The 12515-nt window shown below is 66.1% G+C and carries 14 protein-coding genes and 1 tRNA gene; 3 read left to right on the plus strand and 12 right to left on the minus strand.

Translation table 11 applies throughout. From position 1 onward, the window contains the following. Positions 1-5: 5 nt before the first annotated feature. The 7 genes from DQG15_RS08530 to DQG15_RS08560 all read right to left on the minus strand — a co-directional run bounded on the left by DQG15_RS08530 (position 6) and on the right by DQG15_RS08560 (position 5825). Positions 6-719 carry an ABC transporter ATP-binding protein gene (locus DQG15_RS08530; protein ID WP_116084409.1) on the minus strand — a complete coding sequence of 238 codons (714 nt, stop codon included), beginning with the start codon at positions 717-719 and terminating at the stop codon, positions 6-8. Beyond that, positions 709-1482: an ABC transporter ATP-binding protein gene (locus DQG15_RS08535; protein WP_116084411.1), complete on the minus strand. Its 774-nt coding sequence runs from the start codon at positions 1480-1482 to the stop codon at positions 709-711. Before DQG15_RS08535 ends, DQG15_RS08530 begins: the two co-directional genes overlap by 11 nt. Then, the gene (locus DQG15_RS08540) at positions 1479-2447 is read right to left on the minus strand and encodes a branched-chain amino acid ABC transporter permease (protein WP_232830768.1); all 969 of its coding nucleotides are present in this window, start codon (positions 2445-2447) and stop codon (positions 1479-1481) included. Before DQG15_RS08540 ends, DQG15_RS08535 begins: the two co-directional genes overlap by 4 nt. Next, positions 2444-3307 (minus strand): branched-chain amino acid ABC transporter permease, encoded by an 864-nt coding sequence (locus tag DQG15_RS08545; protein WP_116084413.1) that lies wholly within the window; start codon positions 3305-3307, stop codon positions 2444-2446. Before DQG15_RS08545 ends, DQG15_RS08540 begins: the two co-directional genes overlap by 4 nt. Positions 3308-3373: 66 nt before the next feature. Then, the gene (locus DQG15_RS08550; protein WP_116084414.1) at positions 3374-4540 is read right to left on the minus strand and encodes an ABC transporter substrate-binding protein; all 1167 of its coding nucleotides are present in this window, start codon (positions 4538-4540) and stop codon (positions 3374-3376) included. Between the two features lie 23 nt (positions 4541-4563). Beyond that, positions 4564-5451, minus strand: a complete 888-nt coding sequence (locus tag DQG15_RS08555) for an alpha/beta fold hydrolase (RefSeq protein WP_116084416.1) — start codon at positions 5449-5451, stop codon at positions 4564-4566. Next, positions 5448-5825 carry a hypothetical protein gene (locus tag DQG15_RS08560; protein WP_116084418.1) on the minus strand — a complete coding sequence of 126 codons (378 nt, stop codon included), beginning with the start codon at positions 5823-5825 and terminating at the stop codon, positions 5448-5450. Before DQG15_RS08560 ends, DQG15_RS08555 begins: the two co-directional genes overlap by 4 nt. A 178-nt stretch (positions 5826-6003) precedes the next feature. Here DQG15_RS08560 and DQG15_RS08565 point away from each other — a divergent pair, with 178 nt between their 5' ends. Then, complete coding sequence (locus DQG15_RS08565) at positions 6004-6966, plus strand: SMP-30/gluconolactonase/LRE family protein (RefSeq protein WP_116084420.1); 963 nt, start codon at positions 6004-6006, stop codon at positions 6964-6966. Beyond that, on the plus strand, positions 6963-7862 hold the full coding sequence (locus DQG15_RS08570) for an NAD(P)-dependent oxidoreductase (RefSeq protein WP_116084422.1): 900 nt from the start codon (positions 6963-6965) through the stop codon (positions 7860-7862). Before DQG15_RS08565 ends, DQG15_RS08570 begins: the two co-directional genes overlap by 4 nt. A gap of 173 nt (positions 7863-8035) precedes the next feature. Here the strand turns inward: DQG15_RS08570 and DQG15_RS18595 are convergent, their stop codons facing one another. Then, positions 8036-8404, minus strand: a complete 369-nt coding sequence (locus DQG15_RS18595; protein WP_116084424.1) for a hypothetical protein — start codon at positions 8402-8404, stop codon at positions 8036-8038. A 376-nt stretch (positions 8405-8780) separates the two neighbouring features. Here DQG15_RS18595 and DQG15_RS08580 point away from each other — a divergent pair, with 376 nt between their 5' ends. Next, entirely contained in the window at positions 8781-9479 is a 699-nt protein-coding gene (locus tag DQG15_RS08580) for a L,D-transpeptidase (protein ID WP_116084425.1), read from the plus strand. 263 nt (positions 9480-9742) lie between these two features. Here the strand turns inward: DQG15_RS08580 and DQG15_RS08585 are convergent. From DQG15_RS08585 to DQG15_RS08600, 4 genes are all read right to left on the minus strand, one after another. After that, positions 9743-9832: transfer RNA gene (locus DQG15_RS08585), tRNA-Ser, on the minus strand. A 46-nt stretch (positions 9833-9878) separates the two neighbouring features. Further along, positions 9879-10910 carry a cysteine synthase A gene (locus DQG15_RS08590; protein ID WP_116084427.1) on the minus strand — a complete coding sequence of 344 codons (1032 nt, stop codon included), beginning with the start codon at positions 10908-10910 and terminating at the stop codon, positions 9879-9881. 50 nt (positions 10911-10960) lie between these two features. Further along, positions 10961-12067 carry an NUDIX domain-containing protein gene (locus tag DQG15_RS08595; RefSeq protein WP_157968942.1) on the minus strand — a complete coding sequence of 369 codons (1107 nt, stop codon included), beginning with the start codon at positions 12065-12067 and terminating at the stop codon, positions 10961-10963. Further along, positions 12060-12503, minus strand: coding sequence for a TrgA family protein (locus DQG15_RS08600; protein WP_116084430.1), 444 nt, complete (start codon positions 12501-12503; stop codon positions 12060-12062). Before DQG15_RS08600 ends, DQG15_RS08595 begins: the two co-directional genes overlap by 8 nt. Positions 12504-12515: the final 12 nt, after the last annotated feature.

Consider the following 12515-nt stretch of genomic DNA (forward strand, 5'->3'; position numbering starts at 1 on the left):
CTTCCTCAAGTTCCAAGATAGGCAGCCCGGACCTCCGGGCTTTCCAGAAGTTCACGCCCCGTGCCGGTCAGCACGACGCTGCCGGTTTCCAGCACCACGCCGGTGGCGGCGATCGACAGGGCCATCTGGGCGTTCTGTTCGACCAGCAGCACGGTCATGGACATGTCGCGGCTGATCTCCTCGATGATGACGGCAAGCTCGGCGACGATGATCGGCGCAATCCCCAGCGAGGGTTCGTCGAGCAGCAGGACCCGCGGCAGCGCCATGAGCGCGCGGCCGATGGCGCACATCTGCTGCTCCCCCCCCGAAAGCGAGCCGGCCATCTGCCGACGCCGTTCCTTCAGCCGCGGGAAGTAGCCGTAGACCCGGTCCATCATCTCGCGGCGCGCCGCCTTGTCGCGCACGGCGTAGGAGCCCATGATCAGGTTTTCCTCGACCGAAAGCTGGCCGAACAGCCGCCGTCCCTCTGGCGAGAGCGCAACGCCGTGGCGCAGCGGATCGCCCGGGCGGGGCTGTAGCAGTTCGTCGCCGACGCGGATCTCGCCTTCGACGGGTTTCAGCAGGCCGCAGATCGACTTCAGCACCGTGCTCTTGCCTGCCCCGTTCGAGCCGACCAGCGCGGCCACCTGGCCCTCGGGCACGTCGAAGCTGACGCCGTGCAGAGCCCGCACGGGTCCGTAGTTCACCACGAGGTTGCGGACGGAAAGATCACTGCGCATGGTCGCCCCCAAGGTAGGCTTCGATGACTTTCGGATCGTCGCGCACCTGAGCCGGTGCGCCCTCGGCGATCTTCTCGCCGTGATCCAGAACGACCAGGTGATCGCAGACCCGCATGATCAGCCGCATGTGGTGCTCGACGATCAGCACCGAGACCCCGAAGCTCGCGCGGATCTCCTTGAGCATGGAGCCGAAGCGATCCACCTCGTCGGGATTGAGCCCCGCGGCCGGTTCGTCCAGCAGCAGCAGCCCGGGCTGCGTGGCCAGGCCGATCGCCACGCCGAGGCGTTTCTGATGGCCGTATGCCAGCGTTCCGGCCGCGCGGTCGGCATGGTCGGTCAGATCCAGCGCCTCCATCACATGCTCGACCCTGCCCCGCGCCTCCTCCTCGGCGCGCCTGGCGGCCGCGCCGCCGAACAGCATCGTCCCCAGCCCGAGCGGATGACGCAGCATCGCCCCGCGAAGGATGTTCTCGCGTACGCTGACTTTCGGGAAGGTGGTGGCGGCCTGGAAGGTCCGCGCCAGCCCGTGTTCGACAATGCGGTGCGGCGGCAACCCAGAGATGTCCTGATCCCGGAAGCGGATGGTGCCGGAGGTCGCCGGGAAGGTCCCGGTGATCAGGTTGAAGCAGGTCGTCTTGCCGGCGCCATTGGGGCCGATCAGGCCGGTGATCGCGTCCCCGGCCACGGAGAAACTGACATCCGACAGGGCCGACAGACCGCCGAAGCGCTTGGTGAGGCCACCGATTTCGAGAAGCGTGCTCATGCCCGGCCTTCCTTGCGTGAAAGCTGCGCCGGCAGTCCCGCCAGGCCCTGCGGCAGGAACCGCAGCACCGCGATCAGGATCACGCCGTAGATGATGTGCTGATACTCGACCGCGCCGCGCAGAAACTCGGGCAGCGGTGTCAGGAAGAGTGCGCCGACAAGCGGGCCCCAGAGCGCCAGCCGTCCGCCCGTCACCAGCATGATCACGTAGGAGACCGAAAGCTGGAACCCGAAGGTCTCGGGCGAGATGAAGCCGACGTAATGCGCGAGGAAAGCTCCCGCGAATCCTGCGATCGCGCTGCCGATGGTGAACGCGAGGTTCTGGGTCCGCGCGGTCGGGATGCCCGAAGCCTCGGCCAGGGCAAGGTTCTCCTCGACCGCGCCGAAACGGCGGCCAAGCTGGCCTTTCCGGATCAGCACGAGCAGTCCCATGACCAGCGCAAGACAGACCAGGGCGAAGGGATAGACGGCCTCGTAGCTCGACAGGGTCGCGCCGAAGATCGAGAGCTTGGGAATGCCCGCGATGCCGCTCGATCCGCCTGAATATTCGGGAATTTCCAGCATGATCAGGCGGAACAGCTCATTCAGCGCGAAGGTGATCAGCACGAAGTAGACACCGCGCAGCCGCAGCAAGGGGGCTCCGATCACGAAGGCCACGCCCCCCGCGACCAGCGCGCCGGCCGGCAGTCCCAGAAGGACGGGCAGGTCGAGCCGGGTGACGAGCAGGACCGAGGTATAGGCCCCGATCCCGGCGAAGGCCGCATGGGCGAGTGACAGCTGGCCGACCCAGGCGGTGACGGCGAGCCCCCCCGTCGCCATGGCCGAGATGCAAACCATGATCGCGATATGGAAGTGGAAGGTACTGCCGGTAATCCAGGGGATCAGTGCGACCGCCACCAGGGCCACGGCCCAGAGCAGCGCCATCGCCCCCGGGCCGGAGGCTGTGCGGGTGACTGCGGAGCTCATGCCTCGGCCCTCCCCAGAAGACCGGCGGGCCGCACCAGAAGCACGCCGATGACCAGCGCGAAGGTTACGATATCGGCGGCCGAAGCGCTGATGAAGGACGAGGTGAAGCTCTCGATCAGCCCCAGCAGGATCGCCGCGAGGGCAGCGCCCGGGATCGATCCCAGGCCGCCGAGGATCACCACGATGAAGGCTTTCAGGAGCGGCGTCGCACCGATGAAGGGAGAGACCCCGAAGAGCGGCGCCATCAGGCCGCCTGCCACCGCGGCCAGCGCGATGCCGAGGCCGAGGCCGAGCGGATACATGATCTCCAGCCGCACCCCGAAGACCGCGGCGACCTCCTGATCCTGGACCAGGGCGCGCAGCGCCCGTCCATGCCGGGTGTGCATCAGGAACAGGTAGAAGATCAGCAGGATCACGATGCCGATGCCGAGCGCGAGGGCCCGCGACTTCGGCACGATCAGCGCGCCCCACTTGAACACACCGGTGACCATCGCCGGGAAGGCCTGCGGATCGGGCCCGAAGAGAATGAGCGCCCCGTGCTGCAGGATCATCGCGAGCCCGAGCGAGGCGATCATCCCCGACAGCTCGTCATTGCGGAAGGGGCGGAAGACCAATCGCTCGACCACCGCGCCCATGAGGATGGCAAACACGATGGTGAGTGCCAGGGTCACCGGATAGGGCAGCCCCAGCCAGGTCACGCCGATCAGCGCGCAGAAGGCGCCGATCATGTAGAATTCGCCATGCGCGAAGTTGACGATGCGCATGACGCCGAAGGCCAGCGTGAAGCCGATCGCCATCAGAAGGTAGAGGGTTCCCAGGATCACGCCGTTGATCAGCGACTGGGCGATGAGGAAGCTCACGGATGCCGGTCCTTATACTTGAGGGGGCCGCGCGCCGCGCCGTGCCGGCGCGCGGCTGCAGGGCGCTTACTCGCAGCCGGCAGAGGTGCAGCGGGCGACGATCTCTTCCTCACCGCCGGTCACCCGGGCGATGTAGAAGGGACTGTCGAGCTGGTGGGCGATCCCGTAACGCTCGCTCCCGGTCCAGTTCATCATGCCGAGGATGCCTTCGTAGTCGGAGATGTTCTCGTAGGCGGTCGCGACCGCTTCGGTATCCTCGACCGTGCCGGCATCCTGCATCGCCTGGAACAGCATTTTCGTGCCGTCGTAGAAGAAGGGCGAGAAGCCGTTCATCGGCTCGTCGTAGGTCTCGACGTAGCGCTCCTCGTAGGCCTTTGCGCTGGCCACGCCGGGGTCGAAGGCGGAGTGGACGAACATCCCCTCCGTCGCGGCCTCGCCGGCGACGTTGACGATCTCCTGGGTGGCGGGGCCACCGGTACGGATGATCACGCCTTCGAAGCCCAGATCCCGGGCCTGCTGCACGATCTGACCCGCCGTGACCGGAGAGTTGCCGTCAAGCTCGATCGCATCCACGCCCTGGGCGATGATGCGGGTCAGCAGCGGAATGAAGTCGACGCGGTCACGCTCGAAGAACTCGGTTGCGGCAAGGGTCGCGCCTGCCTGCTCGTAGGCGCTGCCCAGGTCTTTCGCGATGGCCTCGCCGGTCTCGTCCTTGGGGAAGAGCGCCCCGACAGTCTTCACGTCCTGGGTGCGCACGATCCAGTCGATCTGCGGCTGGGCCACCTCTGCCGTGGTCGGATTGGGGCGGAAGGTGTATTTCTTGTCTGCCCCGAGCGCCTGGGCGGTGAACCCCAGCGTCATGGTGATGACGCCGTTTTCCTCGGTGATCGGCTGGATCGCCAGGATCGGCGCCGAGCCGACGGTGCCGATGATGTATTTGACCTCGTCCTCGAAGACGAGACGGTTGGCGGCGGTCACCGCCTCGTTGGCCTTGTAGCTGTCGTCGTAGGCGATGATCTCGACCTGGTACGTGGTGTCACCGACCTCGAGGCCACCGGCCTCGTTGACGTCCTCGGCGGCCAGCTCGGCCGCGCGCTTCATGCCGTTGCCCCAGCTCGCGCCGGCGCCGGACATGGTGACGAGCGCCCCGATCTTCAGGGTCTCCTGCGCAACTGCGCCTGTCGCGACCATCGCAAGCGCCGAAGCCGCCGCGAGAATTGTCGTACGTTTCATGTTAAGTCTCCTCCCGTTTCTCTTCACGTTTCGTGGCTCACCCGGGCGTCCTGCGCCCTTGGAACCGGCCCCGATATCTCCTCGAGGATCGGGGTCAGGCTGCGGGCGAACTGCCCGTAGTTTTCGCTCATCGGAAAATGCCCCAGCCGTTCCATTACCACCGCCTGGCAGCCCGGAATGGCGTCCGCGGTGGCGATCATGTCCTCCGGGCGGCAGGAGAAATCGTATTCCCCTGCCATCAGCCAGAGCGGGCAGCATGCGGTGTCTATCCGTGCGATGGTGTCCCGCAGATCGCCGTCGACGCGGTAGAACCACAGGTCGCCTTTGAAGACCCCCGGACCGCCCTGCATGTAGTGCCAGAGCGTCTCGTGCCTGTCCGCCGGGGGACCGCCCGGCGCGATCAGGCCGGAAATCAGCGCGGCGCACACCTCTCCGCCATGTACGTCGGGACGGTGCAGCCAGTCGGTGTCGTACCAGGGATCCTGCCATGCGGCGCCCTGGGCTCCGATCAGCCCCCGGAACCTCTCGGGATGATCGGCGGCCAGCTGCAGCACGATTCGCCCCCCGATCGAACATCCAAGAACCACCGGGCGGTCGAGCTCGAGCGCCGCGCAGACATCCAGGATCATCCCCACATAGGCCTCGGTGCTCAGGCGGTATTCCTCGTCCTGCCAGCCGTCCGGCGGACTGGACTTGCCATGCCACGGCATGTCGAAGGCGATCACCCTAAAGCGCGCCGTGACGGCCTCGTCCAGCAGCAGGTCGCGATATTGCCGACCGTCCGCCCCGGCCGTGTGCAGGCACAGCAGTGGAATGCCCTGCCCCGCCTCCTCGACATAGAGACGATGCGGCCTGCCGCCGATGTCGAGGCGCAGGTAGCGCCCCGTGACGGGATCGAAACGCGGGCTCATGCCGCTTCCCTCGGCAGCGCAAGGATGTCCTTCACCACCTGCAAGTGCCGCATGAGAGGCGCGAAATTGCCTTCGATCCGCATCCGCCCGTAGCGGACCATGCCGAGGATATCGAAGGCGTCCGGCGCGGGAACGGCCTGCCAGTGATCAGCCCAGGCCTCTGGCGCGGCACGCAGGGCAATATCCCAGCCCCGCATCGGGCCCTCGGCCGTAAGCACCTCCGCCCGGCCCTTTTCAATCTGCAGACGCACCCCTCGGGACCCGGCCTCAAGCAGCAGCACGATACTGGCCCGATCCGCCCGCCGGGCAATCTCGGGATGGCCGATCAGGAGCGCAGGAAGGCGCATGAAGCTGGCGATTATCTGGTCGGCCATGTCCACCTCCCTGTTGCACCTAGCAGAACTCATGTTCTATTAAGTAGCGAGTCATCGATCGAGATTGCAAGTTTAATCTTCCGGAAAGTTCGATAACGGCGGCAAACCTGTCTTCCCAAGGCGATGCGGCCGCGGCCCGAAACAGAACATACCAACCGTTTTCATGGAGCCTCAAAACATGACTGACACGGCAGGCAAGCCGCTTCTCTCGGTGGATGACGTCGCGCGCATTGGCCAGGGACTGGATCGCCCGGAATCGGTTCACGTCACTGGCGACGGTAGCCTAATTGTCTCGCATCGGGCGCGCGGGATCAGCCGGATCTCCCCGGGCGGTCAGGTCCAGACCGAGGGCCCCATGCCTGCGGTGGCAGGCGGCGCTGAACTGGTGCCCAACGGGATCGCGCCCCAGCCTGACGGCAGCGCGCTGATCGCCAATATCGGAGAGGGTGGCGGGATCTGGCGCCTCGGAGCAGACCAGAGCCTGACCTGCGAAGTCATGGAGGCCGATGGCGTCCCCCTCGCAGCGGCGAACTTCGTCATGACCGACGACGCCGGCCGGATGTGGATCACCGTCAGCACCATCCAGCAACCGCGCTTCAAGGCCTATTCGGACAAAATCGCCGACGGTCTGATCGTAATGGTTGAGAAGGGCACGGCGCGCATCCTGGCGGATGACATCTGCTTTGCCAACGAATGCCGACTGACGCCGGATGGCTCCGGCCTCGTCATCTCCGAGACCTTCTCACGCCGCATCACCCGCTTCGACCTCGGGCCGGGCGGGCTGAGCAATCGCCGCACCATGGTGCAATTCGGCCGGGGAGACTTCCCCGACGGGATCCGCTTCGACAGCGCCGGGAATCTATGGGTCACCTGCATCGTCTCGAACCGGCTGTGGCGCGTCGCGCCGGACGGCAGGGCCGAGCTGGTTCTGGAAGACTGCGACCCGGACCTGGTCGACCGGGTCGAGAGCGCGCTGACCGAGGGCCGCATGGGCCGGGAGCACTTCTACGACACCGGTCGGAGCCGCCTCGGCAACATCGCTTCCATCGCCTTTTCCCGGGACGAGACGCGCGCCTTCCTCGGATCGCTTTGCGGCACCTCGATCCTGTCCATTCCCGTTCCCCAAGGAGAGCAAGCATGACCCCCAGCACCACCACCTCCACCGAAGCCGCGACCCTCGGCTTTGCCGGTCTCGGCGTGATGGGCGAACCGATCTGTCGCAACATCCTGCTGGGGTCGCGCGCGCAGATGCAGGTCTTCGATCTCTCCCCGGAGCCTGTCGCCCGCCTGGTCGAACATGGCGCCCTCGCTGCCGAGAGTCTGGCCGCGATGGCGGCCGAAGTGGACATTCTCTTTCTGTCGCTGCCCGGCGGCGCTCAGGTCGAGAAAGTGGTTCGCGACGAAATCCTGCCGTCGGGCAGGGCCGGGCTTCTGGTCGTGGACATGTCCACCTCTCCGGTCGGCCTGTCGCGGGACCTCTCCGAGGCGCTCAAGGAAAAGGGAATGCGCTTTGCCGATGCCCCTGTTGCCCGCACGCGGCAGGCAGCCGAGGACGGCACCCTGTCGATCATGGTCGGCGGCTCGGACGAGGACGTCGCAATCATCCACCCCCTTCTGGCCCATGCGGCAACCGACATCACCCATTGTGGGCCTGTCGGATGCGGACAGGTGGTGAAGATCCTCAACAACATGGTGCTGTTCGAGACCGTGGTGGCCCTGTCCGAAGCGCTCTCCCTCGGGCGCGCCGCCGGTGTCGATGATGCCCTGTTGTTCGACACGCTGTCCAAGGGATCGGCCGACAGTTTTGCCCTGCGCAACCATGGCATGAAGGCCATGCTGCCCGACGTCTTCCCGGCTGGCGCCTTCCCGACCGACTATGCCCTCAAGGACGTCAGCTACGCCCTCGAGTTGGCCAGCCTGACCGGGTTCCGGGCCCACGGCGCCGAACTGGCAAGGGCACGGATGGAGAAGGCACGCGAGGCGGGGCTGGGCGATGCCTATTTCCCGGCCCTGGTCCGCGTGATGGATCGCGCGTGACAGCAGTCCACGATGTCCCGGAGGCAGGCGGCGGCTCGCCGGATCGAACGCCCCCGGGACGTCGCCACGCCCGGAACCGCTTGCAGCCTCTGAGCGAGGCGTCTCGGTCCTGATCGGAGAGAGGCACATCAGGATCTCAGGCCGTCCAATATCGTCGACCGGCATTCTCCCGATCAACGGGCAGGCATCGTCTCACGGTTGGTCCATTGCTTACCCTGTTCGACCAGCACGCTCTCGTAGCATTGCTGCAGGTGGCAGAACCGTTCGGCCGGCGGGTTTCGGAGGATGAGCAGCGCGGCATCGTGACCACCGACGGCGTCTGTGACACGCACCGCTGCCACAGGACCATCATCGGCAGAGCTAAGGGCGGTTTCGATGGAGTGACCGGCGTTGATGATACCCCCCCGATGTCTGGACGCTGGCCCGAGCGCTGCCTCCTCGCATGCCAGCGTTAGCGTTCTGGCCAGGGTCGCTTTGGTGATCCGCCTCGCAATATCTTGATTGGCGACCGCCTGTTGATCTTGGAAGAAGACTGAATGCACCGGATTAGGCCCGTTCTTGTCACGATCTTGATCATGTTGCTCCTGCCATGGGGTGCCTTCAGTGCGACCTCGGCGAAGATCGGCGCACGAGACCTTTCGGTCAGAACGACGGTCGCAGCGAACGACCAAGTAGCACCGACACATCGTAAATGCCGTCTCGGTTCCCTGCTGAAATCGCCCTGTAGTTCCGCCCTCGCGGCAAACGTGCCGACCTCGGCAGATTCCCACGAGCGTGCCGCTACGACTCTCAACTTCCGATACAGCGAGTGGCTTGGCGACGATCTTGGCCGGACACCTCCAACGGAACCTCCCCGATTTTCGTGACCGAACCCGCGCCCCATGCGCAGATTCCGTCATGAAAACAAGGACAAGTTCCATGCTCACACGTCGCACCTTCGCCGCCCTCGGGGTGGCTGCGGGGCTGGCTGCCTGCGCCCGGCCCGAAACCGACCTCGCAACGCGTGCGGTTCCGCCCGAACCGCAATACCCCCCGCTTCCAGACTTCTATGGCGCCATCACCGATGAACCCTACCCCGTGCCCGCGATTCCCGAGGGTTCAGTTGCACCGGAATACTGGCGCCAGGAGGTCGAAAACCTGTGGCCTGAACATGCCAGAGGTACGATCATCGTCGATCCGGACGCGGCCATGCTGCATTTCGTGGAAAGCCAGGACAAGGCTACACGCTACGGCGTGAGCGTGGGTGCGGCAGGCTTTTCATGGGAGGGTACGGCGCGACTTCAGTTCTGCCGCAAATGGCCGCGCTGGAACGTGCCCGATACGATGATCGCCCGTCAGCCTGACCTTGAGCCCTACTCCGTGGCAAACGGTGGAATGGACCCTGGTGAAGGCAACCCGATGGGCGCCCGAGCTCTCTACCTGTTCCAGAACGGTGTCGACACACTGTACCGTGTCCACGGAGATGCCTCTCCGAGAGAACTTGGTCAGGCGGTGTCGTCCGGCTGCATCAGGATGCTGAACCAGGATGTGATCCACTTGCACGAACGGGCCGTGCACGGAGCGTCGGTCATCGTTCTGCCGTCGATGAAGCCAAAAGGCGTGCCGGAACTCTACTGATCACCCGTGGTGAGAGTGATGTGCCCCCGATCGCCAGACGATGGGGATTGGGGGCAACACATGGTCTGGTCCGGGCAGCGACCTTGTCCGCCGCCGATCAACTCGGCCGGGGGGATCATGCGAAACGCGACGCCCGTTTCCGGTGCCGCGTGGCCGGATCAAGTTATGCATGTCCTCATGCCTTGCTCGCGCGGTCCATGACGGACAACGGCTTGCTGGACATCGACACGATTTCTCGTGCGTTTCTAGGCGCTTGGGGAAAATGGCGGAGAGACAGGGATTCGAACCCTGGAGACGGTTTCCCGCCTACACACTTTCCAGGCGTGCGCCTTCGACCACTCGGCCACCTCTCCGTTGGACGGGGGTTTAGCGTGAGGCGCGGGGCGGGCGCAACCCGATTCAGCCGGCAAAGACGCGCGGCAGATCGGATGCGTCCTTCTCCAGCCAATCGGGGACGGGGAGGCCCTTCTCGCGCAGGAATCCGGGGTTCCAGACCTTCGACTGGTAGCGGGTCCCGTAGTCGCAGAGGACCGTGACGATGGTGTGACCCGGTCCCATGTCCCGCGCCATCGCCATCGCGCCCGCAACGTTGACCCCGGACGAGCCACCGAGGCAGAGACCTTCGTGCTTCAGAAGGTCGAAGGTGACGCGCAGGGCCTCGTCATCCTCGATCTTGGCGAGGAAATCGGGGGTGAAGCCTTCGAGATTGGCGGTCACCCTGCCCTGCCCGATCCCCTCGGTGATCGAACTGCCGGAGGCGTCCGCCTCACCGGTGCGGTAGATCGAATACATCGCGGAGCCGCCCGGATCGGCGAGACCGATCTTCACGCCTTTGGGCTGCAGCGCCATGCCGACGCCCGCAAGCGTTCCGCCCGTGCCGACGGCACAGATGAAACCGTCGACCTTGCCGTCGGTCTGCGCCCAGATCTCGGGGCCGGTTCCGTCGATATGGGCCTCGCGGTTGGCAGTATTGTCGAACTGGTTGGCCCAGATCGCGCCCTCGGGAAGCGTCTTCGCAAGTTCTTCGGCGAGGCGGCCCGAATACTTCACGTAATTGTCCGGGTTCTTGTAGGGCACCGCCGGGACTTCCACGAGCTGAGCGCCGGCTAGGCGGATCATGTCCTTCTTTTCCTGGCTCTGCGTCTCGGGGATCACGATCACGGTGCGGAACCCCATGGACGCGCCGACGAGGGCAAGGCCGATGCCGGTATTCCCCGCCGTCCCCTCGACGATGGTACCGCCGGGCTTCAGCTGGCCCTTGGCCACGGCGTCCCTGATGATCCAGAGGGCGGCGCGATCCTTCACGGACTGTCCGGGATTGAGGAACTCCGCCTTGCCGTAGATTTCGCAGCCCGTGGCCTCGCTGGGGCCGTTCAGCCGGATGAGCGGGGTGTTCCCCACCGCATCGGCAAGGTTCTGTCTGATCTGCATGGGCGTCGCTCCTCTGTCGCGTCCCACAGCTACAATCGGGCGGACGGGAGTCAACTCCGCAGCAACGGCCGGAGCGCCGCGAGCCGGAGCGCCGAGATGATCAGCGGCCCGGTCTGGGCTTCCCCGCTCTCGATGAGGGACATCAGGCGGTCGAAGGACAGAACGTGGGCGCGAATGTCTTCCGCCTCCTCGGCCGCGCCGCCGAGGCCCCCGGCGCCATCCGGCAGGTCGGCAAGGCCGATGTAGGAATAGACGAATTCGGACTTCGCCCCCGGCGACGGATAGTAGCGCCCGCACGGGATGAGCTCGGTGAGCGCAAGGCCGGCCTCCTCTTCGGCCTCCCGGCGGGCCGTCGTCCCGGGGGTCTCGCCGCCGTCGAGACGTCCGGCGATGGGCTCCAGCGTCCACGGGTTGGGATCGCCGCGCCCGAGGGGGCCGAGGCGGATCTGTTCCACGAGGAGGACCCGATCGCGGGCCGGATCGTAAGGCAGGACAGTGACTGCGTCCCCCGACACGAAGACCGCCCGTTCGAGGCGACCGCTGCGGGTCCCGTCGAAGCGGACGTGATCGATGTCGTATTCCTCGACGGCGAAGAAGTTCGCGTAGGGCTGCCGCCAGCCTTCGATCACGAGATCGCCTTGGCTCCGCGCGCGGCGCGTCGTCGCTGGCGGCGTCCCGTTCCGGGCATTGGCGCGGGCCTGCGCGCGGACCATCAGCTTGGCGTAGCGCCCACTGACGACGTCTGCGGGCACGCCGGCAGCAAGAGCCGCCAGTGCCTCCTCGGCGGCAAGGGGCGCGATGGGGCCGAGCCGACGCGCCCAGGACGTCGCGTCATGCGAGCGCAAGGGCGCTTCCTCGTTCAGGGGAGCCAGCGCAGCCTCCCCGCCCACGCGCAACTCCCGAAACTCCGCCCCGAAAAGTGCGACGTACGTGGCAAGACGTTGCGCGGCATCGCCCGTGAGCTCCGCCAGAACGCCCCCCACGCTGCCATCCGCGCGTCGCAGGCAGACGGGGCCACCGCTCTCCTCGTCCGGACCCGCTGTTCCGAACCCGTCGAGGCGCCCGGGCCGAAGGCGGGGCCGGTCGCCGGTCACGGAGTGCAGGAGGCCCGGATCCGAGAGCGGTCCGGCGAGGAAGTACATCGTTCGATCAGCCAAGATTGCGTGCAGCCCATTCCGAAAGACAAGCGGCAACGACGCCGCCTCCGACGACGATCAGCGCCGTCCGCGGATCCGTCGCCGCCATGACGGCGTATTCGCCGATCATGCCCATCATCGCAACAAGCGCCTCCATGGGCCCGTCGTAAAGCAGTCGCATGGACTTGCGGATCATCTCGTAGGCGGCCCACCCGGTCAGGATGTAGAACACCGCGACGGCCGCCGTTCTCAATCCCGAAGACACCGCCTCTCGGTACCCACGCCCCGCAAGGCGGCCCATCACGAGCCACCCCGAGAGCGCCCCGATGCCCGCGTTGAGGGGCGACAGAAGATGCACCCTCGTCCCCTCCGGCAGCAAAGGCTTGAACGCCTCGGAGGCCATGTAGGCCATCAGGGCAAAGCCTATTGCGGCGACGAGCTTGGCGGCGGTGGGCATGGAACGTCCCGG

The sequence above is a fragment of the Tropicimonas sp. IMCC34011 genome (genome assembly GCF_003390865.1).
GTDB lineage: Bacteria > Pseudomonadota > Alphaproteobacteria > Rhodobacterales > Rhodobacteraceae > Tropicimonas_B.

Coding starts and splice junctions, on each gene's coding strand:
- DQG15_RS08530 (WP_116084409.1), bottom strand. CDS start 719: ATGCGCAGTGATCTTTCCGTCCGCAACCTCGTGGTGAACTACGGACCC.
- DQG15_RS08535 (WP_116084411.1), bottom strand. CDS start 1,482: ATGAGCACGCTTCTCGAAATCGGTGGCCTCACCAAGCGCTTCGGCGGT.
- DQG15_RS08540 (WP_232830768.1), bottom strand. CDS start 2,447: ATGAGCTCCGCAGTCACCCGCACAGCCTCCGGCCCGGGGGCGATGGCG.
- DQG15_RS08550 (WP_116084414.1), bottom strand. CDS start 4,540: ATGAAACGTACGACAATTCTCGCGGCGGCTTCGGCGCTTGCGATGGTC.
- DQG15_RS08555 (WP_116084416.1), bottom strand. CDS start 5,451: ATGAGCCCGCGTTTCGATCCCGTCACGGGGCGCTACCTGCGCCTCGAC.
- DQG15_RS08560 (WP_116084418.1), bottom strand. CDS start 5,825: ATGGCCGACCAGATAATCGCCAGCTTCATGCGCCTTCCTGCGCTCCTG.
- DQG15_RS08565 (WP_116084420.1), top strand. CDS start 6,004: ATGACTGACACGGCAGGCAAGCCGCTTCTCTCGGTGGATGACGTCGCG.
- DQG15_RS08570 (WP_116084422.1), top strand. CDS start 6,963: ATGACCCCCAGCACCACCACCTCCACCGAAGCCGCGACCCTCGGCTTT.
- DQG15_RS08580 (WP_116084425.1), top strand. CDS start 8,781: ATGCTCACACGTCGCACCTTCGCCGCCCTCGGGGTGGCTGCGGGGCTG.
- DQG15_RS08590 (WP_116084427.1), bottom strand. CDS start 10,910: ATGCAGATCAGACAGAACCTTGCCGATGCGGTGGGGAACACCCCGCTC.
- DQG15_RS08600 (WP_116084430.1), bottom strand. CDS start 12,503: ATGCCCACCGCCGCCAAGCTCGTCGCCGCAATAGGCTTTGCCCTGATG.